This window comes from Bacteroides luti, assembly GCF_900128905.1.
Lineage (GTDB): Bacteria > Bacteroidota > Bacteroidia > Bacteroidales > Bacteroidaceae > Bacteroides > Bacteroides luti.
The window spans coordinates 55,211-81,753 of the sequence record NZ_FQTV01000013.1 but is presented as its reverse complement, the minus strand read 5'-3'; the positions used below and the strand labels follow the sequence as shown (position 1 = coordinate 81,753).

Genomic DNA, 26,543 nt, shown 5'->3' with positions numbered 1-26,543 from the left:
AACCGAGTTTACTTCGGAATTGTTTCATCTATTATTATTTTATGCCGTAGATATACAGCAAGTAATAATGAATAAACCATTAACATATTTCTCAATAATAATTTTCTTACAGGACACAAATATAATAAAAATCAAGCTAGCTCAGATTAACTAAGCTAGCTTGATTAAATATTAATGCTCTTTTTTATTTATTTAAAAGTATAAACGCTTATTTTATTCCAGATGTTATTAATTGGTACAGATTGTTTATTGCCACTGAAGTTTATTATTATAAAACGATTAGCAGGAATATTATATTTTTCACTCAACACTTTAATAACAGCTGCAGCACGTTTTTTACTTACCTGCAAATTAATATCAGCTGTACTTGCTTTTACATCTGTATAACTTGCTATTGTAACCTGCTTTTCACGATATTTCATCATATATTGTGCTACTGTATAAAGATTAAACTCCTGATCTGTTTCAATTGTAGATTTTCCAGTCCGAAATACAATCACAGAAATCAGCACTGTATCTTTCAGTGCAGATTCATTATCAACAAAGGTATTCTTTTCAGTTTCTGTAATTTGCTTATTTTCATAGCGCACCTTATAGCCTTCCAATTGTTCTCTAAGCTCTTTATTCTGATTATTCAATATTTGAATCTCTCCTCGCAGCTCATTATTCCGTTCATTCAAAGACTGAATTAAAATGGGATCAGCAGGATCAATCAGGACAAAACCTCTATTTTTAAAACGATAAGTAAAGCCTGCCAAGAAATTCAAAGTTGCATCATTGTAAGTTTTCCATTTCTCCTGACCATTAAAATCATCGCGTAGTAGGTTACCATTTGCTTCTATATTAAAACTCCAGGCATCACTAAGACGAATGTCGGCTTGTAATCCTAACCGTATAGAGCCACTATTCGATGATTTCAAAGTATGTTGCTGAGGTTCGAACTGCGTTGATACAAATACATTCTGATTTTTAAAAGTATGCACAAAGCCAACTCCGAGGATACCTACAAGATTGAATCCTCTATTTTCTCTATATGATCTGAATATATTACTCATATTAAACAACACATCTAAGTTTGCATTAATATAAGTAACATTATAAAGAGCTCCGACAATATTATTCTTCGAAGTCCATCCTCCAATTTGAAAACGAGAACCAATTTCCGGAGAAAAGAATTTTCCTACATTTAAAGCTGCCGTTGGGCTCAACTTACCGGAGAAAGAAGAGTAAGTCTGGCATTCACTAAATGTATATTGCCCTCCCATCTGCAACTGTAAAAACCAGTTATCCCAATATCCATACTGCTTTAAAGTTTTTTCCCGTTCCTGAGCAAAACTCATTGCAGTAAAAATGGCTACTGCCAACAGAAAAAATACTTTTTTCATAGTTCTTTATTTAATCATTAATAAAACTATATATAAAACACACAAGTATTGATTATTGTTAAACGCTAACTACTTTTTTTTGAAGTTCTAACGAATAAAGAGATAAAAAGAATAAAACAAGAAAGAATTATATTTTGATATACATCAAAGGGGTATTTAGATGTATATTAAAAGAATGCTTAGATGTACATCAAAACAATGGTTAGATGTATATCAAAAACAAATTCAGATACATCTAAAATTCAGAACTTCTCTTGCAAAACAACAAATCATCTTCAAATAAATTACCGAACAAACAAGTCTAATAATATATTTAAGAATGAGTAATTTATAAAACTCATATCTAAAACAAAATAACTAGAAAAATACTTATATATAATTGCTCATTATTTGAGAAATTATTACTTATTTTGTCATGCATTTTTAGCGTTTAAATTTTGACAACAATAACTAAGCCTTAAAATGCAGAATTCTAGAAGATTACAAAAACTACACATAGATTAAAAACAAACTATTATGAAAAAAATTATTTTATTCTTTTGTTTGACAATTATTTTATCATCATGCAAAGTTCTGAACTTCGGGCATAATATAATGCTTATAGAACAAGGAATGACAAAGAATGAGGTTTTAAAGATTTTAGGAGAGCCTAGTGACAGACAATTCCAGGGAGCAGAAGAATCATGGAGATATATTGATCCCCTTGGAGGTACAACAACTTCAACTCAATATTATATTGTTTGGTTTGATAATAACATTGTTACCAGCTTAACTACATACAATGAGCCTCTGCCAAATACTCAGAATAATAATTCGCATCATCCAAGGAGGTGATAACGATGAATTATAACTTTAACAAGTTAATCTCATGATAATAGAGAGTAAACTTTTTAGAGTAACACATTGTTATTCAATATGTACAACTTCATACTATCATGAAAACTAATTGTATATTCAAAATATCAATTGTTATAATAGCACTTCTGTTATGTGGCTGTACAAATCATATAACAGAAGTGAAAGGTCGGATGGCTAACAACTATCATTTGTTCATGGATCAACATGTTGCTGCAATGAATTCATCATTGCAAAAAATTAGTCCAGCAAAAATTACTAAAAAGAAACTTTTCAGGGCAATTCCTTCTGCCATCTTTCAATTTGAGCTATCTTCTATTGGGAATCAGAAGATTTCTATTAAGCAATATAATGAAGTTAGAAATAACACTTTGAAAATAATTAAAGATAGCTTAAGCCTATACATTATTTACAAAGATAAAGAGGCTGTAAAATCATTAGTAGACAGCATTCTAAAATCTTATTCAGAACAATTCCCCGTTAAAAACGCATATTCTTATTATAAAGAACAAAGAGAGTATGCAGGAATATTCGTACAATTTGTGGAGGCTAAAAATGAAGGTTATTGTAATGAGGAGAATATGCTCCCTGGCGATTGCAACTGGGGATATATTTTTCTTTCAGCAAATGGCAAAAGTCTGCTTCAATTTCAATGTGTGGGCTCAGACAGTGTACGGTATGATATTGGTGATTATAGAATGAAATCTGATACACTTGTATGCACATTCAAGAACAGTTATTCTTATCCGGAAAAATACGACAGTAATTCAGGTGTTAGCATTTCAGATCCCAATGATGGAAAAATAAATCCAGAGAAAGACTTCATTATAAAATTACTGCCATGCGAATGTTTGCAATACCCTTTCATTATTAAATATATAAATGAAGAAGATAAAGAAAGCGTTCAGCAACAAACTTATGTAGTAAAAATAGCAACTTTAAAAGAACAAGATGATTTTATTAAATCAATAAGAAATATAAAGCCTATTGCAAACATGGTAATATAAAAACAGAAGAGACAGTCAACTTTGGCTGCCTCTTCTGTTTTTATATTGGATAATTTTACTACTAAAACATTTGTAATTGATAAATAAATCCTAAAGAGAGCCGGTTTGTATTATCATCAAATCCTGTAGTCATTAGCGACCTCGCTCTATTTGTATATTCGTACGCACGTCCCACATAGGTTAAGAAGAAATGCAAATTAGATTCCATGGGGTAATATTCTAATCCAGCAAAATAACCGTAAGAAGTTCGATATTTGCCTTTTGCAAATTCTACAGGTCCCATCTGATATCTCAGATCTTTCTTTAGTGAAGCAGTTTCGTACATTCCTTCAAGGAAAACATTCCATTTTGGAGCAAACCGATAATTCAGTTTTGTAACTAATGATAAATATTGCGCATTAACGGCATTTCCATATCTACTTGAATTTGTAATTTTACTCATAATTCCATTACGATCAAGCTCTTCATTGGAATACATAAAATCGAAAAACATGTTGAATTTGCCTTGAGTTAGTTCATTTCCTAACGCGTAGTAATACATATTCTTTCCTTTTGCTTCATTCATCAAAGATGCCGACCATCTGGTTTTGAATGCATTATCAAAGAAACTACCGTTCCAGTTCAACGTGTATACAAGCGGTGCCTGACTTTGTACTGTTCCGGTTGTACCTACATCGTAAGTATTTGCAAAGCTATTATTCAAGCTGTTTAATACCTGAAACTGCAACTGATGATTATCATTGAAATTATATGCAAAGTTTACTCCAGTAAGGAAATTACTCATATTTTCAATCATATCACTATACTCGTATATTTCAATCGGATTAAGGTCAAATTCAACACCTCCGTAAGCTGCACATTGTTTTCCGATAAACATCGAAAACTTATCTGTTAACTTCACTCCAATACCTGCAACATCAATAGAAGTTGGCAAATTATCAATATTACCACTACCGGTATTTGGTCGATTCAAACGCTGTCGCCATCTATATGAAAGCCAATCGTTAATTTTACCTTTTGCCTCAATACGCAGTTGTCTCATATTGAATTTACTCATCTGATGGGTATCCTCAATAAATTGATTATCAAAGCTTCCATTCATATTTAGAAAGAAGTTAAACCTGTCTGTTTTCTTCTTGATATTAGTTACCTCTTCAAATAAACTTTTAGAGGAGCGCATATCACCATCTTGTTGTGCACGGACTCCAGCCATGCATAACAGGACTCCCAAGAATAGTATATACTTTTTCATATCAGTATTCATTAAAATAAGCTTGGATCTGTTTCCAATCATCTGTCCTTGTTAATGCCAACATCAACAGAACTCTTGATTTCTGAGGATTTAATTCCTGAGAGGCTACAAACCCATATTCAGCATCATTTACTTCTGCATCCAATGTGCTTGGTCCTGTTGGAACTCTTGAAGAACGAACAACCTGAATACCTGCTTTTCTGGCTCTGATTAGTTCAGGGAAAATATTCTTATGAATATTACCGTTTCCCACACCTGCATGAACAATTCCTTTATATCCAGATGCAATTAATGCATTTACAGCTTCAGGTTCAACATTTGAATAACTGTAGATAATACCTACTTTTGGCAACTTATTAAGATTATCAACAGAAAATTCAGAATTTGTAGTATGCTTTTTTACAGAAACACGATTAAAGAATACTTTACTATTAAATACATAACCTAATGGACCACAATTAGGAGATTGGAAAGTCTCAACGCTTATTGTGTTTGTTTTTAAAACATCTCCAGCTCCAAGAATCAGTCCATTCATAACTACCATTACCCCTTTACCTTTTGATTCTTTAGCCGAAGCGGTAATTACAGCATTATATAAATTCAACGGTCCATCTGCACTAATAGCAGTAGAAGGACGCATTGCCCCAACCAACACAACCGGTTTATCAGAATGTACAACAAGATTTAAGAAATAAGCGGTTTCTTCCATGGTATCAGTTCCGTGAGTAATTACAATACCATCAACTTTGCTATCGGCAAGTAATATATTAATCCGCTTCGCAAGAGTAAGCCACACATCATCAGACATATCTTGTGAGCCAATTCTTACAATTTGCTCACCTGTTACATTAGCTACATTATTAATATCAGGAACGGCATCAAGTAGTGCGCCAATAGCTACCTGCCCCGCCGTATAATTTGTTTTGGTACCCGAAGTACCGGTTCCCGCAATTGTACCTCCAGTTGCTAAAATGTGAATGTTAGGCTTTTGAGCCATTACACTTATTGCTGATAGCAACACACAAAGAACAAGAAATTGAAATCTTTTAACTGCTTTCATAACAATAAAACATTTAGTTATTAAATAATTAAATCTTAGGAAAAGAATTGAATCATCAACAATCCCATTCCTACTGCTACTGCCGTAGAAATAAGACCTGGCATCATAAATGAATGATTCAGTACATATTTACCGATACGGGTAGTTCCTGTTCGGTCAAAATTAATAGCTGCAACAACTGTTGGATAATTTGGAATAAAAAAGTAACCATTTACTGCCGGAAACAATGCAATAAGCATGTACGGTGAAATAGCCAATGCAATACCAAGTGGCATAAGTGCTCTGACTGTTGCAGCCTGACTATATAAAAGTATAGACATTACAAAAAGTGCAAATCCAAAAAGCCATGGAGTTGCAGTAACAATATCCTTAATAGAAGCTGTCAATTCAGGAAGGTTGCCCTCCAAAAAAGTATCTCCCATCCAAGCAATACCAAATATAGCAATTACAGCCTGCATCCCAGCAGGGAATACTGATCCCTGTGTGGCTTTTATACCATCCGTTTTGGTAAATAGGAGAATCAAAGCTGCAGCTGACAACATTAGTATTTCTATGATAGACGACATACTAAGTTTTACCATTTCACCATCAACATTAAATGAAGGTCTTAGACCATCAAATGAACCAAACAGCACAATAAAAAGTGTTGCAAGAATAAAAATCAAAACAGAGATTATTGCATTTCGGTTATTCTCAACCTCTTTTGTATGTATCTTTTTTGTTTCAAATTCACCTTCTGCTATTCTTTTCTGAAATTCAGGATCATCTTCAAGCTCTTTGCCTACATACAACGAATAAAATGCACCAACAAGCACCCCTACTAAAGTAGCAGGAATAGTTATTTTCAGGATATCAAATAAAGAGATGTTATATCCCGACAATAATCCGAGAAGTGCAACTGTAGCCGCTGAAATAGGACTTGCTGTAATAGCTTGTTGAGATGCTATAACTGCAATACTCAAAGGACGTTCCGGCCTTATTTTGGTTTCAGTGGCAACTTCAGCTATAACAGGTAAAACAGAATATGCAACGTGTCCTGTTCCTGCTACAATTGTAAAAAGATAAGTTACTATTGGGCTCAGCCAAACAACCTTGGATGGATTTTTACGCAACACATGTTCAGCAGCTTTCACCATGTAGTCAAGTCCACCGGCAGCCTGCATACAAGAAGCAGCAGAGATTACTGCAGCAATCATTAACATCACATCAATTGGAGGTGCTGTTGGTTGTAATCCAAAAACAAAAGTTAGGATAGCTAACCCCACTCCTCCCATAACTCCAAGTCCAATACCTCCTAGTCGTGCGCCAACAAGAATAGCAACTAACACAAAAATCAATTGTAGAACCATATTTACATTTTATAATAAAGTAGAATATTTAAGTAAAATCAGACTGATATAAGTTTATCATATTACAATATGAATATAACAAATAAATTTATAAATAGGTTTGATTTTAGGAATTATAAATCACACTCTTTGCAAAAACTATTGCATTCATATTTATGTTATTAATTAACAATAGAATAACAAATTAACAACATCAAATCATGAAAACTTACTTAATAATGTTTTTGTTAGTATTCTCAATGAGAATATTCTCCCAGGATATATATAACAAGGAGAATGAGATAAGCACTTTTAATAAGTATTCTAACATAGAAATTGGTAATTCACTAAATATTTCTTTACCTGAAACAACTGAAAACCATTTGTATAAATGTGGAGTTTACTTAGAAAAATCTGCTAATTATAGATATTTTGCTCTTGGGTCGTTAGCTGCAAGTATTATTCTATCTTCTGCAGGTTCAAATTCTAATGAAACTCCAGACTCTAACAATAATAAAGATTTGTATTATGTAATAAGTGGTATATTCCTCACATCATCTATAGTATGTACTATTATATCTATCAATTACAAGTTAAAAGCCGGAAAACAACTAAAGATCTCTGCAAATGGAACTTCAGCCTGTATTTCCTATACATATTAATTTAAGCTATAAAGATTATGAAACACACTTTAATAGCAATATTACTCTTGTTTTCTACTAATATATTCTCTCAACAGATAATTAACCCCAATAATGAGGAAAAGAATAATTCAATAGTAGAAGTCAAGGACAGTATACAGACAAAAATGGATGTATATACGAAAAGTATTTTAATCAAATCCAGTGATTATATGCGAAAATCAGCATATTATGAATACGGAGCTTTAGGTTCGTTTGCTGCCAGCATGGGATTTATGTTAATTGCTTTCAGTAATTTCGACTTTTGGAATGAAAAAGACAGCAATATTAATACAAGTGCCATTAGTGCGGTTGCAGCAACTTTATTTTTCACATCTGCTATTGTTTGTACTATAGCATCAGTCAGATTCGATAAAAAGGCAGGTAAAGAACTCAAATTACTTATGCGTGGTGGAACAGGAACTATTTCTTTAACTTTTTAATTGCTAAACAAATAAAGATTTCAACAGAAATTATTATATTCGCAATATAAAAAAGAATCTGTATGAAGAATTATTTTTTAATATTTGTTCTTTTATCACTTCCACTAAAAGCACTTGCACAAACAAGTCCGGATTCTGTTGTGATCAATTTCTACAAATGGTACTTTGATGTTATCGAGAGTGGACAAATTGAAGAATACCAGCCCATATTTGCAGCAGATTCACTAGGAATGACAACTCTTAATATGGATAAATATATTAAGAACCTACGGCAGTACAACTTTTCAGATAGTCTTATAATCCATGAAGTAGCTTCATATCAAACTTGTATTAAGGAAATCAATAAAATAAAATTTGATGAATTAAACGATAAATTCCCCAATTTAGAAGATTACAGAAATATTGGTTGTGACTTTTTCAATATATATCGATGGATTATGGATGTTGAGCCAATGAATGGTATAGATATTATTGAAACCTTTAAAATCAATGACGAGAAAGTTATAATTAAAGGAAAATTCTTTAGAGGCAATGTGGAATCAAAAGATAAAGCTTACTGGAATAAGTTTCTATATGTTTCATTAAAAAAAGAAAATAATATCTGGAAAATTGATCAGATAGAGATCAAGAAAACAAATGAAAGATAGAGTACGAATATTTATAACACTATTTTTATTCCTATAAAATAATTCAGAGGGTATTTCCTTATACCTACTGAACATTTACCAGAACATTCTCTTCTGGCTCCGCATGAATGTATACCTCACTTCTTTTAATAAGGTTACCAATTTCAATTTCTATCTTATCACAAATTTCATGTACTTGCTTTAAAGATAAATCTGGTTGAAGATGAACATTGACTTTAATAAAGGTATTTGCTCCAGCAGAACGAATTTTAAGATCATGATAAGATATTACTTCAGGTGTAGCAGATAATAAGACTTCCACCATGTGAACTTTGTCTTGAGGAGCCGTATCAAGTAAAACATCAATAGATTTTTTACCTAATTTTAAAGAAACCGAGACAACAAGTATTGCAACAAATAGTGCAGCTATTGAATCTGCAAAGAAAAAACCAAAGTTAGCGCATATAAGTCCAAGTAACACTACAGAAGAACTCCATACATCAGTAGAAAAATGCAAGGCATCTGCTTCCAGAGCCTGACTGTTATGTTTCTTAGCAACCTTTGATAAAGCTCTTGAACGAGTTACGTCAATGATTATTGCTGTAATAACTACTATATAACTCCAGATATTTACTTTTATTTCTGTTTCTCCGGTAACCAATCGATTTACTGCTTCATAGATAATCCAGACACAAGTGATGAGAAGTAATAAAGTTTCAATCAAGGCTGAGAAATTCTCTACCTTACCATGCCCATAGTTATGCTCTTTATCAGCAGGTTTATCTGAAATACTGACCGAAAAAAAGGTAATAACAGCTGCTATAAGATCTAGAGTTGAATGCAAGGCTTCCGAAAGTATACCTAAACTACCTGTAAGAATACCGATAATCATCTTAAATCCAGTCAAAAATATCGCTGCTAATACGGAAAGCAAAGCAACTCTCTTTTTCTCATTTTTAATCATTACAAGCTACATATTAATTTATTAGGGATACTTTTCAATAGAACAAAGCTATAAAAATAAGTTGAAAACGACAGATTATTTCAAAAAAAAGAACTGCAGATTAAGTTATATAGATTTAGTCTAATTATTTCTAATTTAGATGGTATAAAAACAAGCATGAGAACTCTAATTATCAACACTTTAAAATATAACATGTTAACGTTTTTAATAAGATTCCTTAATTTGATGTGATTTTTATCGTTACAATTCATTTTATACAAAACAAATTTAGTACTTTTGCCGCATCTTTTTTAGAGAATAAAAGACAAAAGTAAGACTTTTACTTTTGCCTATAAACAGTTACAATTGAATCATACTTAGATGGCAAACTTTGATTTCAGAAATTTGGCTTCTCGCGGTAAATCCGCCTTTGTTTTCTTCAAATCCAAATGTAAATTTTTAGGAACTAAATACAAATCTTTCTATCAGAACTCTCCCTGGTATAAGAAAATTGTAATCGTTTTCTGTTCCTTAATTCTTTTGTTTTCTCTTTATTTATTCATGGTAGATATAAACTTCCTTTGGTTGTTTGGAAAATCTCCTAGTATGTCGAGCATAAATAATCCGAACCAAAGTGTCGCCTCGGAAATTTATAGCGCAGATGGCAAGCTTATCAGTAAATATTTTAGGGAAAATAGAACTCCTGTTGAATATGAAGAAATCTCACCAATTTTAATTAAGACACTTATCAGTACTGAAGATGAACGTTTTTACGAACATTTTGGAGTCGACTTAAAAGGAGTTTTTGCAGCTGTTAAGGATATGGCTCATGGCAATGCACGAGGTGCCAGCACTATTACTCAGCAACTCGTGAAAAATTTATTTAAAGTGCGCTCCCAATATTCAAGAGGACTTATAGGGAATATTCCTGGTTTTAAACTGCTTATTATGAAATCGAAAGAATGGATTACAGCAGTTAAAATTGAAATCTTTTATTCCAAAAAAGAGATTCTTACCATGTATCTCAACACTGTTGATTTTGGTAGCAATGCTTATGGAATAAAGACAGCCTGCAAAACCTATTTTAATACAACTCCTAGAAATCTGACAATAGAACAAGCTGCAACATTGGTAGGTTTACTTAAGGCTACAACCACCTATAATCCTCGTTTAAATCCAAAAAACAGTCTTAAAAGACGTAACGTAGTATTAGAAAACTTATTAACTCATCGCTTAATCAGTAAAGCTGAGTTCGATTCTTTGAAACGAATTCCAATCAAACTGAATTATAGCATTGAGCAGAATTATGGTGGACAAGCTCTTTATTTTAGAGACGCTGTCGCTGAATCTCTTAAAAACTGGTGCAAAGAAAATGATATTGACTTATATTCTGACGGACTGAAGATATACACAACTTTAGATACCAGAATGCAAAAGTACGCTGAAGAAGCTGTAGACAAACAAATGCGTATAGTACAGCGTAACTTTGACAGCCATTGGGGAACTGAGAACCCATGGCAAGATCAGAATCATAAAGAAATCGTTGGATTTATTGAAGATTTGGCAAAGAAAACCGATACATATAAAATCTTGGAACAAAAATATCCTAACAGACCAGATTCTATTAATTATTATCTTAACAAACCTCATAAAGTTAAGGTCTTCGATTATAAGACTGGAACTAAAGAAATGAATATTAGTACAATGGATTCTATCCGTTATATGGAAAGGTTTATGCACACAGGCTTTGTGGCTATGGAGCCTCAAAATGGATTCGTAAGAGCTTGGGTAGGCGACATTGATTTCAATTCCTGGAAATATGACAAAGTACTTTCAAAGCGCCAACCGGGATCTACTTTCAAACTATTTGATTATGCTACTGCTTTCAATAAAGGAATGTCACCTTGCGACGAAAGGGTTGATCAATATCTTGAATGGGAAGTAATGGAAAAAGGAGAACTTAAAAAATGGACTCCTCGTAATGCTAACGGAAACTATTCAGGTCAGACATTGACACTAAAAGCTGCATTTGCAAGATCTATTAATAGTATTGCAGTACAAATTGCAAAAGAAGTAGGTATTGACGAAATTATCAAGACAGCACATGCAATGGGTATTAAAACTCCACTGCACAATATACCGGCAACAAGTCTGGGAGCTTCAGACGTTTCTTTATTAGAACTAGTTAATTCTTACTGTACTGTTGTGAATGATGGTATGACCCACGATCCTGTATTGGTAACACGTATTGAAGATCGTAGTGGTAAAGTTCTATATAGTTATACACCAGAACAGAAGCAAGCCATTCCTTATGAGACAGCATTCCTGATGCAGCAAATGCTTCAAGGAGGACTTACTGAACCAATGGGAACAACTCAGAATTTATGGTCTTTTGATGTATTCAAATACAACACTGATTTTGGAGGTAAAACCGGTACATCATCTAACCACTCTGATGCATGGTTCGTTGGTGTAACTCCGAACTTAGTAGGTGGTGCATGGGTTGGAGGCGAACATCGAAGCATTCACTTTAGAACAGGTAAATTAGGAGAAGGAAGCAAGACTGCCTTACCAATATTTGGTTATTTCATGGAGAAAGTGCTCGCTGATACTCGATTATCTAAATATAGAGCTAAGTTCCCTAAACCAAAACAACCGATCACCAAAAACTATCAATGTCAATCCTCATATCCTTCTGCAAAGAATGATTCTATTGACGGATTAGCGTCTGATAGTACTGCTATCAATTCTGATCAAGAAGGGCTGGAAGAAGATAATGTAGAAGAACAACTTTAAAAAATAAAGCTTCGAAAAGTATAAAGGCTCAGATAAACTAATTTATCTGAGCCTTTTTATTATGCTTTTATAATGTTATCGGCTGAAGGTACTGATCTGCTTACTTTGTTATGATGCATCATCAGGATAATAAGATTTGCGTGAAAGAATTTCCGGTCTACATTATCCATTGAAATAATGTAAACCGAATTTTTAAATAAAATATTTAATGCCAAGCCGGCTTAGGAATAAGAAAAATATTGTAAATCAGTTCTAGTAATAACCAAAGAAACTGTAAACTCAATCCAGGAAAGGTCAGCAATAACTATATCCTATCATTCATTCCAGTCTATTTTATAATATATTTTTCATCTTTTGAATAAAATTGTATATCTCCTTAATTCCCGAAAAAGGACTATAGAAAATAATAAAGAACATATTTCTTTATATTAATGCAGTATAACATTTTATACTTCGTTTATCTAATAAATAATTTTACTATTTTCATGATATGAAAAAGAAAAACACAACATTGCTGAATTTAGCCAATAAAGTTCTATCAGGAATGATGGTATTACTAGGATTTAACGGTTGTTCCGGAGAAGCCCCATGCATGTATGGTTCGCCTTACGCTTTGCATACTATTAAAGGAAAAGTAGAAAACAATTCCGGAAGTGCAATAAAAGGAATTCAAGTTATTTGCAACGCAAAGAATAGCTGGATTAAACCGGATACTTTGCTATCCAATCAAAATGGAGAATTCATTTTCAAGAGCGAGCATACTTTTACCGAAGCTACTTATAAACTTATCTGCAAAGACATTGATGGAGATACAAATGGTTCATATAAAAATGACTCTATTGAAGTAGAATTTAAAAAAAGCGACTTAAGCAATGGAAAAGATTGGTTTGAAGGAGAAGCTACAAAAAATGTGACGATAAAATTATCCGAAAATGATAAGTGAGATAACTTTAAAAAAGCTCTTAGCATTAGAAATCGCTCGAAAAATAAGGCATAACAAAATCAAATTACATCCCCTTCGCCAACTATTTTGGGAATGTACTTTACGATGCAATCTTTATTGCCGGCACTGTGGAAGTGATTGCAAAAAAACAGCATATCAAAAAGATATGCCATTGGCAGATTTCCTTGCTGTTATTGATTCTATATCTCCGCACGTTAATCCATCAGAGGTATGTATTATCATAACCGGAGGTGAGCCATTAATGAGAGCAGATATTGAAGAATGTGGTCTTGCACTCTATCATAAAGGTTTTCCTTGGGGAATAGTAACAAACGGGCTTTATCTTAGTCGCAAACGTCTTGACTCATTACTGGCTTCCGGAATGCATTCTATTACAATAAGCCTGGATGGACTTGAAAAAGAGCATAATTGGATGCGAGGACATCCCGAAAGTTTTACCCGGGCAACAGAAGCTATTAAAATGGTTGCTTCTGAAAAAGACTTAAATTGGGATGTTGTTACGTGTATAAACCGTAAAAACTATAAAGATTTAGAAGAATTAAAAAACTATTTGATATCCATCGGAGTAAGAAACTGGCGAATATTCACAGTCTTTCCGGTAGGACGAGCCGCAGAAGATCCGGAACTTCTACTCACTAATCAAGAATTTACAGGCTTAATGGAATTTATAAAAATGAGTCGTAAAGAGGGAAAAATAAAGATAAACTACGCATGCGAAGGCTTTCTCGGAAAATACGAAGGAGAAGTAAGAGATAATTTCTATTCGTGCGGAGCAGGTGTTAGTGTAGCTTCAATTCTGATTGATGGCTCAATCTCTGCCTGCCCAAGTATTCGAAGCAATTTTTATCAGGGGAATATATATCGTGATAATTTTATGGAAATATGGAATAACCGATTTGAAAATTTCCGTAACCGTGAATGGATGAAAAAAGATAAATGTGCCAAGTGCAATTACTTCCGCTATTGTGAAGGAAACGGAATGCATCTTCGCAATAATGAAGGGAAACTCCTTATATGTCATTATAATAAACTTCGAGATTAACAATATTACAGACTTAATCTAAACTAGAAATCCCGCTCTCGCATTTTTATAATGTCAGAGCGGGATTCTTACATTATAATTTCAGCACAGTTAAGTATAGTATTCTTTTGAATATAATACCACCTAAGTACAAATATAACAGACAAATATATACAGTTTTAAACAACAAACAAACGTTTTAAAAATATCTTTTTTCACTATTTTTCAATTATAATTTCAGTTATATAGATGGTATACTTCGAGCAAAATTCAACCTACAATCAATGATTATAATACAATTAAGACTGATACCCCAAGGCTATATAAGTTCTTTTTATTGGTTATTTTCTTTCATATAACAAACAAACATATTATATTTGCAAAATTAAAAACATTATTTACATAAAATAGGTATTACGATACAACTTTACTAATAACAACAGACATGAAAAAAGCCTTAATTTCAGGTATAACCGGTCAGGACGGTTCATTCTTAGCTGAATTTCTATTAAAAAAAGGATATGAAGTTCACGGCATACTTCGTCGTTCTTCTTCTTTCAATACAGGACGCATTGAGCATCTATATTTTGATGAATGGGTACGCGATATGAAACAACAACGAACCATAAATCTTCATTATGGAGATATGACCGATTCAAGTTCTCTTATACGTATTATCCAACAAGTGCAACCAGACGAGATATATAATCTTGCAGCTCAAAGTCATGTAAAGGTAAGTTTTGATGTTCCTGAATATACAGCCGAAGCTGATGCTGTAGGAACCCTCCGCATGCTGGAAGCAGTTCGTATTCTAGGCTTGGAAAAGAAAACCAAGATATATCAGGCTTCTACTTCCGAACTTTTTGGTTTGGTGCAGGAAGTTCCACAAAAGGAAACTACACCATTTTATCCACGCAGTCCATACGGTGTTGCTAAACAATATGGTTTTTGGATTACAAAGAATTATCGCGAATCTTATGGCATGTTTGCTGTAAACGGAATCTTATTTAACCATGAGAGTGAACGCCGTGGAGAAACTTTCGTTACCAGAAAGATTTCACTGGCTGTTGCCCGTATTAAACAAGGTGTTCAGGATAAGCTTTACATGGGTAACCTTGATTCACAACGTGACTGGGGATATGCAAAAGATTATGTAGAGTGTATGTGGTTAATTCTACAACATGACACTCCAGAAGATTTTGTTATTGCTACAGGAGAAATGCATACCGTTCGGGAATTCTGTACACTTGCTTTCAAAGAAGCAGATATAGAACTTCGTTGGGAAGGTGAAGGAGTTGATGAAAAAGGTATTGACGTAGCCACTGGTCGTGTATTAGTAGAAGTAGATCCTAAATATTTCCGTCCGGCTGAGGTTGAGCAGTTATTAGGAGATCCTACAAAAGCAAAAACATTGCTTGGCTGGAATCCTACACAAACATCATTCCCTGAGTTGGTAAAGATCATGGTACAACATGATATGGAAAAAGTCAGAAAGTTGATCGCAAATAAATAATGATGAAAAAAGATGCAAAGATTTTTGTAGCAGGACACCGTGGACTTGTAGGTTCGGCTATTCTAAATAATCTAAAGAAAAAAGGATATACTAATTTCGTTCTTCGTACTCATGAGGAATTAGATTTATGTAATCAGGCTGCCGTTACTGAATTCTTTGATCAGGAGAAGCCTGAATATGTATTTCTGGCTGCCGCACATGTAGGCGGGATTGTAGCGAATAGCCTTTACAGAGCTGATTTTATTTATCGCAATCTGGAAATCCAGAATAATGTAATATACAATTCATTCCGTACCGGAGTAAAGAAATTGCTGTTTCTTGGCAGTACTTGTATTTATCCGGGAAATGCTCCTCAACCAATGAAAGAAGATTGCCTTCTTACTTCTGAATTGGAATACACCAACGAGCCTTATGCATTGGCTAAAATTGCCGGACTGAAAATGTGCGAAAGCTTTAACTTGCAATATAACACAAACTATATAGCAGTAATGCCAACCAATCTTTATGGTCCGAATGATAATTTTAACCTGGAACGTAGTCATGTATTACCAGCTTTAATTAGAAAAGCACACTTAGGCAAACAGCTAATGGCCGGTAACTGGGATGAAATCCGCAAGGATTTTAATACTGCCCCAGTGGAGGGTATAGATGGGAATGCCAGTCAGGAAGCAATTCTTGAAAAACTAAATAAATATGGTATTACCCAATCTACAAATGGAAAAGTAAATGTAGAGATATGGGGCACAGGTGCTCCTCTACGCGAATTTCTTTGGAGCGAAGATATGGCCGATGCTTGTGTCTTTATTATGGAAAATGTAGATTTTGCAGATCTGAAAGGAAATAGCAAGGAAGTACGTAATTGCCACATTAACATCGGTACAGGAAAAGAGCTTTCTATCAAAGAACTTGCTTATCTGGTTGCAGAAAAAGTTGGCTTCGAAGGAAACATTGTTTTCAATGCCGATAAACCAGACGGAACAATGCGTAAGCTTACTGATCCTTCTAAACTTCACAGCCTGGGCTGGAAGCATAAAGTTGAATTGGAAGATGGCATTGCAATGATATACGATTGGTATAGAAATAAATAAAAATTAAACATATGATAGAGTTCAGAGCGATCTGAACAAAAAATTAAGTTGATTAATAGAGTAGATTAAGATAATAGGGCATGTGATATGTCCTATTATTATTTTAAACCACAGAGTCAACAACTGCTAAGCAATTTATTTTTAATAATAGCTTCCAGCACTTTTTCTTTATAAGTCCTTGATATTGGGATTTTATATTTATCTATGCCAAGCATATTCCCTTCAATATTCAATACCTTTTCTACGTTTATAATGAAAGATTTATGCGTTTGAATAAAAAGCTGTTCAGGAAGATTCTCCAAAATAAGCTTAAGAGTTGAATGAGTTATAACCTTTCCAGAAATAGTTTGAATAGCCACATAGTTCTCTATTCCTTCAACATATAATATATCCTTGAAGAAAATTTTTTCCAATTTCTGATTTGCTTTTACAAAGAAATAATCGGGAGATTTTAGCGCTGTTTGATTTACAATTACGTCATAAGCCTTATTCACAGCTTTCAGAAATCGTTCAAAAGGAATTGGTTTAAGTAAATAATCTACAACTTCCAGGTCATATCCTTTTATTGCGTACTGTTCGTAAGCACTTGTAATAATAACCTTTGGAGGATTAACCAAAGTGTTTAGCAAATCAATACCCGACATATATGGCATTTCAATATCCAGAAACAACAAATCTACTTGTTGTGTTTTCAAGGCGTTGCTTAACTGTATAGCATCTTCACAAACGTCCACTAATTCAAGAAAATCAAGTCTTTCAACATAGCCTTGAATTCCATTTCTTGCTATTGGTTCATCATCGGTTATAATACATTTAATTTTCATTCTGGCTATTATTTCAAATTAAAACTCAATCATCAAATTTGCCTTATAAGAGTCTGTTGTCTTAGAAATCATAAGTCTATGCTTGCCGGGATATAACAACTCAAGCCTTCTCCTTAGATTTTCAAGTCCAATTCCACCTATTTTAGAAGAGGGAAAAGGAGTTTGGGGTATTGCATTCACAACTTCAAATAACAGTCTATTCCCATCAAGTTTACCATCTATCTTTATCCAGTACTCCCCTCCTACATATTTCAATGCATTCTCAACCAATGGAAACAAAAGCAAAGAATGGATCTTTTGATTTTTTAGCTGTGGATCAAAAGAAATATCCAGTTTAAGACTTTCCTTCATCCGTACCTTTTGCAAATTTATATAAGTAAGCAAAAAATTAATTTCTTGCTCAATAGTTACTGTCTGATTAACATCATAGAGCTGATAGCGAAGCAAATCCGACAACTGTTCAATCGTTTTTCTTGGAGTCTCATTCTTCTCGTCAATCTGGAAATAAATTGTATTTAATGCATTGAATAAAAAATGAGGATGGAACTGAGCTTTTAGAAATTTCAGCTCTGTTTCAATCTGCATATTTTTTATTTTCTGAGTCTGCAGTTTCTGATCAATATATGCATTAAGAATCTGATTTCCTCTAAAAAGAGAATAGATGATAATAAGCACCAAAAGAAAAATAGTATTAGCAATAGTAATATCATCTATTCCCAAAGGATCATTTATCAGATAATGTATTAGCACCAGACAAGGATTGAAAAGAATAATTCCTGCAGCCAGAACTAGAAGATATTCCGAAAGAAACATCTTAAATGTAAGTTTCCCAGTGTGTTTACTATTTCTTTCTAACAAATAACTAATAATAAACTGGCACAGATACGCAATTATTATTGCAAAACCAAACTCAATAAGGTTCCATTGCAAAGGTCGTTCCCAAAATTTGTAACCTGTAGGAGTATCACTTACCAGACGAATACCTGTCATTACAACAGCTGCAAAAATCAATGGAACAATCCAGAACCATACATTATATTTCTTCGTTTTCATTGTTTAAGGTGCTTATACTACAAATTTATTCTTTTTGTATCAAAAGATTCTCCTTTTTTCTTATATTCTTTTGAAATAGACCCTTTTTTGAATCGATAAGTTAAAGAAATTCCAATTACGCATCGGTCATTTCTTTCATTGGTACTAGCCCATGTTCCATTAAAAATGCCACTTCCTTTTTCTCTGTATGAATTAAAAATATCATTTGAATATATTCCTAAAGTAGCATTTCCCTTCAGGAACTTCTTCTGAATTCCGGCAGAAAGTCTCCATATAGGAGAAACGGATATTTGACCATAAGCCATTTTACCATTATAAAATCCGGTAACTTCCGCCGCCCAATCTTTAGGTAAGCTTATTCTATTATTCAGACTAAAAATTATGGTTGTTTTTCTGTTCTTGTTGCTATAAGCATCTAAATCCCAGTTATAATTATTACGCACTAAACCTGCATTAATGCTTGAATGCAGAAAATTTACAAATGAAAGATCTCCTACTCCCACCTTTAAACCGTACGAGTTATACGATGACATATTAGTTGGCATAACATATACCCTATTTTCGCTATCATCAATGATATACGATTTCACTATGGCCTTTTGAGTTGTACCATAAAACAAACCAATACGATAATTATTCTTTAGCACATATGATAGATCAAAATTATCAGAAAACTGTGGTTGTAATGCTGTATTTCCCTGCTCGTATGTATAAGCATCGAATATATAAGTAAATGGATTCAAATCTTTGTAATTAGGTCTGTTTATCCTTCTTCCATAAGTGAAACTAAAAGTACTCATATCGTTAAGAGAATAGCTCAACATAACTGTAGGGAATATATTTGTGTACGACTTGGTAAATAAAGAATCATTATGTTGCTGATTTCCTAACTGATGCCCTTTCACATTTGTATTTTCCAATCTAATACCGCCTTCAAGATGAAACTTATTTAATGAATACTTTGTGCTGATATAAGCTGCATTTATATTTTCTCGATAAAGGAACTGATAACTCAATCCATAATCCGGAAGCCAATTCACTCCTACCCTGTTTTGATAAGCAGATGCATTCTCGATGTCCACAAATTCAGATTTCATTCCTGCCTCGAAGGAGAATTTCTCAGATACCGGATAAGTAAGATCAGCTCTACCAGAATACATATTAATTGTTCCGTTCTTCAATCCCTTTGAATATTCGTCTGTTGTTACACCATTCAATCCCATAAAACTATCATTATGTATCTGATCCTCATCAAGAGAATAGTGCAGATAATCCAAAGAAACACTCACCTCTTTACCTTTATTATTAAATTTATGAAGCATGTTCAGGCTTGAACTGAAATTATTCCGATGCTCATTATTATTGGTAAAAGAATTAAGAGTAGAATCATTCTTCGCAACAGACTTATAAAAAGCTGAATTTATCGTTCCTCTCTCCGAACGTTTGGCTGAGTATCCATTGGCTGAAATTTCAAAAGTAGTCATGTCCGACAGATAATACTGAATCCCTGCATTAAAATATTGATTATCATCAGCTCTTTTGCGAAACGAATTCTGATCGAATGTAGTATATGATGGAGAAAAAGAGCTATTCATTTTTCTGATAACTTTTAAATCAATAAAATCATGTCCTGTGTAATAACCATACATTCCAAAAACATTTATTTTCCCATTTCGATGATTGAACGATACATTATTGTTAACCCGTCCGTAATCACCTTGTTCAAAGCTTGAATTAAGGGTCATATTAAAGCCCATCATCTTTGATTTTTTAGTCCTGATATTAATAACACCCGAATTTCCGCTTGCATCATATTTTGCTGATGGATTTGTGATTAATTCTACTTTATCAAGAGCTGAAGCCGGAGTAGATTTGAGGTAATTAACCAACTCTGTTCCTCCCAAGTAATAGGTCTTTCCATCAACTAGAACCTTTGTTCCAGCTTTACCATTCAAAGAGAAAGAGCCATCATTCCCAACTATTACACCCGGAAGACTTTGCATAACAGATAATGCACTATTTCCGGAACTTAATGAATACGATTCAATATTAACGACTGTTTTATCTGCCATAATCTCTATAGGTGGTCGTTTGCCTATTACTACAATTGCATTTAGGTTCTGAGCTTCCACTTCCATATATACAGGCGAAAGTACAACCGATTTTCCATCTTCTACAACAGTATTTCTGAATTCCTTTTTATACCCAAGCATAGAAACCTTAACAAAATAACCTCCCGGAGCTATTTGTCTGAAAACAAAATTTCCATTATTATCGCTAGCAGTTCCCTTCACAAAAGAGGAATCTTTCTGAGCTAACAAAATAACCTGAGCACCTTCCAGCGGTGATTTGTTTTCTATAAGGACTTTACCACTTAACACCGCGTTTGTCTCTAAAGAAAAAGCATTGAGACATAGACAAGAATTCAACAAAATAAAAAGGCAACATAAAGTATACATAATTATATCATTTTTAGTTCTATGCAAAGCTAGGCTCTATAAATGGAGGGATCAAATTCTTTTGACCACCTGCATATTATTGTTGACCAAATGCATCTTGCATATTCATCAGCTATTTACAAATTCACTTTCGGGAGTATTTCGGGATTTTCGTATTTAATTCCAGTTTGTTTCTATGTATCTGCGAGGTTTTTGGAATCATTTACCAGACATTTTATTTCCCTTGTACAGAAGATTTAATTCTTTTGTACAAAACATTTAATTCTTCTGTACAAAAGAATGCATTGTTTTGTACAAGAATTAATTAATGTATAACCAAAGGTTTACAAATACAAAGTGAAAGAATTTATTTTGCACGCCCTACTATCAAAAAAGTAAAATGTCACCATTCCACAAAAACGAAAATACATTCATAAATACAATATTATGGTTATAAAACAAAATAGATTCTTAACTTTGCGTTGATATTTAATTTATTTAAAAATACAATAAGTTTACCGATATCAATATAATATGAAAAAGCATTTTATAACATGGGGGCTTCTAATGGCCTTGTTTGCTACAAGTTCTTTTGCACAGAAATCAAAAGAGTTATCTTCTAAAACATCTCTTCCCCCATTAATGGGCTGGAGTTCGTGGAATACCTATCGTGTAAATATCAACGAGGATTTAATTAAAAAGCAGGCTGATGCTTTGGTACAACAAGGTTTAAAAGATGTTGGTTATCTGTATATTAATGTAGACGACGGCTTTTTTGGCTGGCGCGACGAAACGGGCAAGATGCATGCCCATTCGCAACGTTTTCCTAACGGGATGAAACCTATTTCCGACTATATTCATTCACTAGGATTAAAAGCCGGAATTTATTCGGATGCCGGACATAATACCTGCGGTTCAATTTATGATAAAGATATAAATGGCATAGGTTCCGGACTCTATGGCCATGAACAAAAAGACATGGAGTTATATTTAAAAGAATGGAACTTCGACTTTATAAAAATTGATTATTGCGGTGCGTTAGAATTAGGCTTGGACGAAGAAAAACGGTATTCAACAATATGTGAGGCCATCAAAAACACAGGTCGATCAGATGTTTCCATAAATATTTGCCGTTGGGCGTATCCAGGAACATGGACAAAACGTCTGGCTCGTTCCTGGAGAATAAGTCATGATATTAATCCCAGTTGGGGATCTGTTAAAAGTATTATTCAAAAGAATCTATACTTATCAGCATACGCCGGCAGTGGTCATTATAACGATATGGACATGCTGGAAATTGGTCGCGGAATGAAACCCGAGGAAGAGGAAGTGCACTTTGGTATGTGGTGTATTATGAGCTCTCCTTTACTGATAGGTTGTGATATGAGCACTATTCCTGCCGCTTCATTGAGTTTGCTTAAGAATAAAGAGCTGATTGCACTCAATCAAGACACCCTAGGTTTGCAGGCTTACGTTGTACAACACACTGATGATAGTTATGTACTGGTAAAAGATATAGAGCAAAAACGTGGAACAGTGCGTGCCGTTGCCTTGTATAATCCTTCAGACAGTGTGCGTAACTTTATTGTTCCATTCGAGGCTCTTGAATTAGGAGGTAAAGTAAAGGTTCGAGATGTAATTAAATATAAGAATCTAGGTAAAATGCAAAACGAAATACGGCAAACTGTTCAGCCTCATAGTGTAAAGATATGGAGACTGGAAGCTGAAAAACGCCTGGAACCAACCTCTTATGAAGCTGAATGGGCCTACCTGCTATGCTATGATGATCTGGCAAAAAGCCCAAAACAAATATTCTATGCCATATCTCCTGCTTGTTCCGGTAAGATGAAAATTTCCCGACTTGGCGGACGCGAAGAGAACTATGCTGAATGGGGAAATGTTTATAGCGAAAAGGGAGGAGAATATGATATGACTATCTTCTATAGTTGCGGAGATAACAGAAAGCTGGAACTTTCAGTAAATGGAAAGATAACTGAAATAGGAAATTTGAATGCTGGCAGTGCAGATAAAATAAACTCCGTAACTGTTCCGGTCAATCTGGAAATTGGCAATAATATTATTCGTATGGGAAATAGCTTTGGCTGGGCGCCGGACATTGACCGCTTTACTTTGCAAAAGAATTAAGGACTAAATGATAAACAAAATACAATTTTAGCAATTACTTGCATCATTTTACAGAATCAATGAAGCACAAATTCATTATTTCCGGAATCTCTGTAAGATATAAATAAAAAATGGGGTGCACTTCAAAAAGTGATCACCCCATTTTTTTATGTCTTTATTTCCAATCCTCTTCTGAATGAATTTTCAAATATTCAGTTCTCTGAAACTTAATTTTGCTTTTCCTACAGCTTCTTCGTCGTTAATAAGTGTAATTCAAATTAAGAGCGGCTAACCTGCAATCCCTTATTTGAAAGAGTCATTTCCACAAATCTAGCATTCGGATTCGGCTGATGCTCATTGAGAATATCTCGGATCTTCAATGCTGCTTTCGGATCTTTGGCAATAATATAAAGATAGCCACCACCTCCAGCTCCGGGAAGTTTATATCCTAAAGTATAATCCTTTATTAAATTGATAATAGCTTCTACAGCCGGAGGATTAGTACCAGAATCCAATGCTTTGTTCTGGTTCCATGTCTTGCCAACTAACGCAGCCATTTCTTCGAAATTACCTCTCTGAATAGCTTCATAAGTATCGAGTGCATGCGCTTTCATTTCACTAAGCAATGTAAGATGCTCAGTAGAATTAAGGAACATACCGCAAACAATCTCTGAAAGAATGCCCTTTGCCGTACGGGTAATACCTGTATAATAAAGCAAGTGACAGGGTTTATATTCCGGATTATTAAATATATAATCGGGCAACCAACGAACTAAAGGAGATTGATCAAAACCCTTATTAGTCTGCAGCAGTTTCACACCGTGAAGCACTCCTCCGTATTGGTCTTGCCAACCACCACCGGTAGTAAGCAATTGCTCCAAAACCAATGTACGCTTACAAATTTCATTCTTATCCCAAGCCAGTCCGCAGAAATCAGAAACAGCACCAAGCACTGTAGAAGCAAGAATGGAACTTGTTCCTAAACCAGATCCGGCAGGAATGGCAGCAAGCAAAGTAACTTCAATACCCGATCCGAATTCCTTTAACTGATCTTCTAATGTTTTATAAGTTTTAGAAGCAAATACCGGACTAAATCCTGCTAAAGTAAGGGCTGCTTTAGGAATAGAGAAAGGTGAACCTACCTTAGCAAAATCATTTAGTTCTTCGTATGTGGTAACAACTTCCATTGCTCCTAAATCAATTGAACGAAGTATTATTTTATATTCTTTGCTTGGCTTTACATAAACCTGTAAAGGAGGTTGTCCATTGAGTTCTATGGCAATATTTACTACATTTCCTCCTGAATAAAGGCAATAAGGAGGTGTATCAGTCCAACCGCCTGCCAGATCAATACGAACCGGACTGCGGCTCCATACAATCTGATCGGGATATACATTCATAACTGGCTGCTGTTTTTTCTCAGACAATGAGCCAATTAACCCTTCACGAAGCAGAGCAAATGCTCTTTGTTCTTCAGCTTTATATTCTTTATTCTGTAATTGTAATGCACGTGCCCGGAACATTTGGTTATGAATTCGTGTCATTAATGGAGCATCTTCTCCTAGAAGTTCCGGTAAAGCAATCTGTTGTTTTGCAAATTCGGATGCTGCATCTGCCAGATTTAGCTGATAAAATACACTTTTATCGTAATTAGCAGCTAATGCCGACCAGTTTTTCTTTCTAAAAGTCTCGCGTTGTGCATAAAGTCTCTTTAAATTAGCCTTTGCAGAAAGTTCGTCGGCAGAAAGTCTAAGAGCTTGTTTCCATATTTGCTTTCCTTCTGCAAATTCAGGTTCAAATATCATCCAGCGGAATACCTTTCCAAGTTCTTCTTTGTTATGGCAAACAGGAAATAACTTAGCAGCCTGAAGATCGTCTGTCCGTCCAAAAGTTGCTTCGTCAATTTGCATACCTCTAGCAGATAACCATTCAATAAATGGAATTCCCATAAATAAGGTTTCCTTATTAGCAAGCGCACCTTTAAATGCATCATTCAATCCATAAGCGCGGGCGGCATAATCTATTTCACCCATTGGAACAACGTCAACACAAACACCAGCAGGGAGTTTCATTTCCCAATCATTTTCCGGAACTCCGGTAATTATATGCTGATGAGTCAAAGCCCATTGTTTACCAATATGGCTATTTTCGACCCACAATTCTGAATTATCGGCAGTGAGTTGAATTCCAATCCCGGCATTCTGAACAAACATGGCAGGATGAGGTTTTACCTTTCGCTGCATAATCTCCCGCTGATCTCGAACCAGATTCTGAACAGCCAAAGTAGAAGATATAAGTTCCTTACTGGTTCCGTAGTGGTAAAACTCTCCACCAGGAAGAGGAAGAATAGCCACAGAAAGAGAATTTAAATCTTCATCTTTTATACGGGGATTATCACCCAATGCCAAACCAAAGTCTGTATAAAGATCGTAATATTTAAGTTCTTTACCGTCAGCTGTGCAAGAACGTTTCATAAGTAATTCAACAGCGCGGTCACTTAATATCCAGATACCAATATCCATCAGGAACATGTGCGTTTTAGCCAACGAGCCAAGTTCTTCAAGTGATGGTTTCTGAAGCATAAAATCAAGCTGATCAGGTTTCTTTCTGTCAGAAACAAACACACCATGATGAGTTGCCAAAGATGGATCAACCCATAATCCATAACAAACTACATCAGCTTCGGGAATAGGTTGCAGTGTTTTTTCAGAACGGATATAAACATCTCCACTCGCAATTAGTGTATGCAAAGAATCTGGCGCCTTCTTCATTATTTGTTCATAAAGAGGCAATTGAAGTGAAAGTAGATTTTGTTTTAGCTTTTGCCCTCTCTCCCATCTGAAAACAGGAATTGGAGTTAATATTTTACCAGAAGGAGCATAACCAGGTAACCGGCGACTTTGCCCTCCTGCATGAAGTAATATACGTTTTTCCTGAGATATCCACTGAGTGAAATTAGCTTCCGGAGCATTCTTCTTTTGGCATTCTGTCAATAGCCAGGTAGTTCCTCCGCCAGAACCTAATTTAGCTCCAATTGGATCTGATGTACAGAACCAATCTTTATAATCCGCTCCTTCTATTTCGTGAAAACAATCTACTAAATTAGGAGGGAGTGAAAGAAGTTTTTGCATTATATACTAAAT

20 protein-coding genes are annotated in these 26,543 nt (G+C 34.4%); 11 read left to right on the top strand and 9 right to left on the bottom strand.

Going from position 1 to position 26,543, the window contains the following annotated elements; translation table 11 throughout:
• Nucleotides 1–188: 188 nt before the first annotated feature.
• Nucleotides 189–1,385 carry an OmpA family protein gene (locus BUC21_RS12295; RefSeq protein ID WP_073402833.1) on the bottom strand — a complete coding sequence of 399 codons (1,197 nt, stop codon included), beginning with the start codon at nucleotides 1,383–1,385 and terminating at the stop codon, nucleotides 189–191.
• 516 nt (nucleotides 1,386–1,901) lie between these two features.
• Here BUC21_RS12295 and bamE point away from each other — a divergent pair.
• Entirely contained in the window at nucleotides 1,902–2,219 is a 318-nt protein-coding gene (gene bamE, locus BUC21_RS12290) for an outer membrane protein assembly factor BamE domain-containing protein (protein ID WP_083547700.1), read from the top strand.
• Between the two features lie 101 nt (nucleotides 2,220–2,320).
• Complete coding sequence (locus BUC21_RS12285) at nucleotides 2,321–3,247, top strand: hypothetical protein (RefSeq protein WP_073402829.1); 927 nt, start codon at nucleotides 2,321–2,323, stop codon at nucleotides 3,245–3,247.
• Nucleotides 3,248–3,308: 61 nt separating this feature from the next.
• Here the strand turns inward: BUC21_RS12285 and BUC21_RS12280 are convergent, their stop codons facing one another.
• The 3 genes from BUC21_RS12280 to BUC21_RS12270 are packed head-to-tail and all read right to left on the bottom strand — an operon-like array spanning nucleotide 3,309 to nucleotide 6,908.
• Nucleotides 3,309–4,499, bottom strand: a complete 1,191-nt coding sequence (locus BUC21_RS12280; RefSeq protein WP_073402925.1) for a porin — start codon at nucleotides 4,497–4,499, stop codon at nucleotides 3,309–3,311.
• A 1-nt stretch (nucleotide 4,500) separates the two neighbouring features.
• The gene (gene ansB / locus BUC21_RS12275; RefSeq protein ID WP_073402827.1) at nucleotides 4,501–5,559 is read right to left on the bottom strand and encodes an L-asparaginase 2; all 1,059 of its coding nucleotides are present in this window, start codon (nucleotides 5,557–5,559) and stop codon (nucleotides 4,501–4,503) included.
• Between the two features lie 35 nt (nucleotides 5,560–5,594).
• Complete coding sequence (locus BUC21_RS12270) at nucleotides 5,595–6,908, bottom strand: anaerobic C4-dicarboxylate transporter family protein (protein WP_073402825.1); 1,314 nt, start codon at nucleotides 6,906–6,908, stop codon at nucleotides 5,595–5,597.
• Nucleotides 6,909–7,108: 200 nt separating this feature from the next.
• Between BUC21_RS12270 and BUC21_RS12265 the strand changes: the two genes are divergently transcribed.
• The 3 genes from BUC21_RS12265 to BUC21_RS12255 all read left to right on the top strand — a co-directional run bounded on the left by BUC21_RS12265 (nucleotide 7,109) and on the right by BUC21_RS12255 (nucleotide 8,657).
• On the top strand, nucleotides 7,109–7,549 hold the full coding sequence (locus BUC21_RS12265) for a hypothetical protein (RefSeq protein ID WP_139261426.1): 441 nt from the start codon (nucleotides 7,109–7,111) through the stop codon (nucleotides 7,547–7,549).
• 17 nt (nucleotides 7,550–7,566) lie between these two features.
• Nucleotides 7,567–8,010: a hypothetical protein gene (locus BUC21_RS12260; protein ID WP_073402821.1), complete on the top strand. Its 444-nt coding sequence runs from the start codon at nucleotides 7,567–7,569 to the stop codon at nucleotides 8,008–8,010.
• Between the two features lie 62 nt (nucleotides 8,011–8,072).
• Complete coding sequence (locus BUC21_RS12255) at nucleotides 8,073–8,657, top strand: hypothetical protein (protein ID WP_073402820.1); 585 nt, start codon at nucleotides 8,073–8,075, stop codon at nucleotides 8,655–8,657.
• A 64-nt stretch (nucleotides 8,658–8,721) separates the two neighbouring features.
• Here BUC21_RS12255 and BUC21_RS12250 read toward each other — a convergent pair whose 3' ends face one another.
• A complete protein-coding gene (locus tag BUC21_RS12250) occupies nucleotides 8,722–9,600 on the bottom strand; it encodes a cation diffusion facilitator family transporter (protein ID WP_073402818.1) in 879 nt (292 codons plus the stop codon).
• Nucleotides 9,601–9,960: 360 nt separating this feature from the next.
• On the opposite strand from BUC21_RS12250, the gene BUC21_RS12245 reads away from it, so the two are divergent.
• The 5 genes from BUC21_RS12245 (at nucleotide 9,961) to BUC21_RS12225 (ending at nucleotide 16,961) form a co-directional block, all read left to right on the top strand.
• Entirely contained in the window at nucleotides 9,961–12,375 is a 2,415-nt protein-coding gene (locus BUC21_RS12245) for a transglycosylase domain-containing protein (RefSeq protein ID WP_073402816.1), read from the top strand.
• Nucleotides 12,376–12,865: 490 nt separating this feature from the next.
• A complete protein-coding gene (locus BUC21_RS12240) occupies nucleotides 12,866–13,318 on the top strand; it encodes a radical SAM-associated putative lipoprotein (protein ID WP_073402813.1) in 453 nt (150 codons plus the stop codon).
• Nucleotides 13,308–14,381 (top strand): TIGR04133 family radical SAM/SPASM protein, encoded by a 1,074-nt coding sequence (locus tag BUC21_RS12235; protein WP_073402810.1) that lies wholly within the window; start codon nucleotides 13,308–13,310, stop codon nucleotides 14,379–14,381. The genes BUC21_RS12240 and BUC21_RS12235 overlap by 11 nt, the downstream gene beginning before the upstream one ends.
• Nucleotides 14,382–14,805: 424 nt before the next feature.
• On the top strand, nucleotides 14,806–15,873 hold the full coding sequence (gene gmd, locus BUC21_RS12230) for a GDP-mannose 4,6-dehydratase (RefSeq protein WP_073402808.1): 1,068 nt from the start codon (nucleotides 14,806–14,808) through the stop codon (nucleotides 15,871–15,873).
• Nucleotides 15,874–15,875: 2 nt separating this feature from the next.
• Nucleotides 15,876–16,961: a GDP-L-fucose synthase family protein gene (locus BUC21_RS12225; RefSeq protein WP_073402923.1), complete on the top strand. Its 1,086-nt coding sequence runs from the start codon at nucleotides 15,876–15,878 to the stop codon at nucleotides 16,959–16,961.
• 116 nt (nucleotides 16,962–17,077) lie between these two features.
• Here BUC21_RS12225 and BUC21_RS12220 read toward each other — a convergent pair whose 3' ends face one another.
• Genes BUC21_RS12220 through BUC21_RS12210 form a run of 3 tightly spaced genes read right to left on the bottom strand, consistent with a single transcriptional unit; the run spans nucleotide 17,078 to nucleotide 21,297 of the window.
• Nucleotides 17,078–17,785, bottom strand: coding sequence for a LytR/AlgR family response regulator transcription factor (locus tag BUC21_RS12220; protein WP_073402806.1), 708 nt, complete (start codon nucleotides 17,783–17,785; stop codon nucleotides 17,078–17,080).
• A gap of 18 nt (nucleotides 17,786–17,803) precedes the next feature.
• Nucleotides 17,804–18,838 (bottom strand): sensor histidine kinase, encoded by a 1,035-nt coding sequence (locus BUC21_RS12215; protein WP_073402804.1) that lies wholly within the window; start codon nucleotides 18,836–18,838, stop codon nucleotides 17,804–17,806.
• Nucleotides 18,839–18,855: 17 nt separating this feature from the next.
• Nucleotides 18,856–21,297, bottom strand: a complete 2,442-nt coding sequence (locus BUC21_RS12210; protein ID WP_073402802.1) for a TonB-dependent receptor domain-containing protein — start codon at nucleotides 21,295–21,297, stop codon at nucleotides 18,856–18,858.
• A 513-nt stretch (nucleotides 21,298–21,810) separates the two neighbouring features.
• Between BUC21_RS12210 and BUC21_RS12205 the strand changes: the two genes are divergently transcribed.
• The gene (locus BUC21_RS12205; protein WP_073402800.1) at nucleotides 21,811–23,421 is read left to right on the top strand and encodes an alpha-galactosidase D; all 1,611 of its coding nucleotides are present in this window, start codon (nucleotides 21,811–21,813) and stop codon (nucleotides 23,419–23,421) included.
• Between the two features lie 257 nt (nucleotides 23,422–23,678).
• Here BUC21_RS12205 and BUC21_RS12200 read toward each other — a convergent pair whose 3' ends face one another.
• Nucleotides 23,679–26,531: a bifunctional fucokinase/fucose-1-phosphate guanylyltransferase gene (locus BUC21_RS12200; protein ID WP_073402798.1), complete on the bottom strand. Its 2,853-nt coding sequence runs from the start codon at nucleotides 26,529–26,531 to the stop codon at nucleotides 23,679–23,681.
• Nucleotides 26,532–26,543 lie beyond the last annotated feature (12 nt).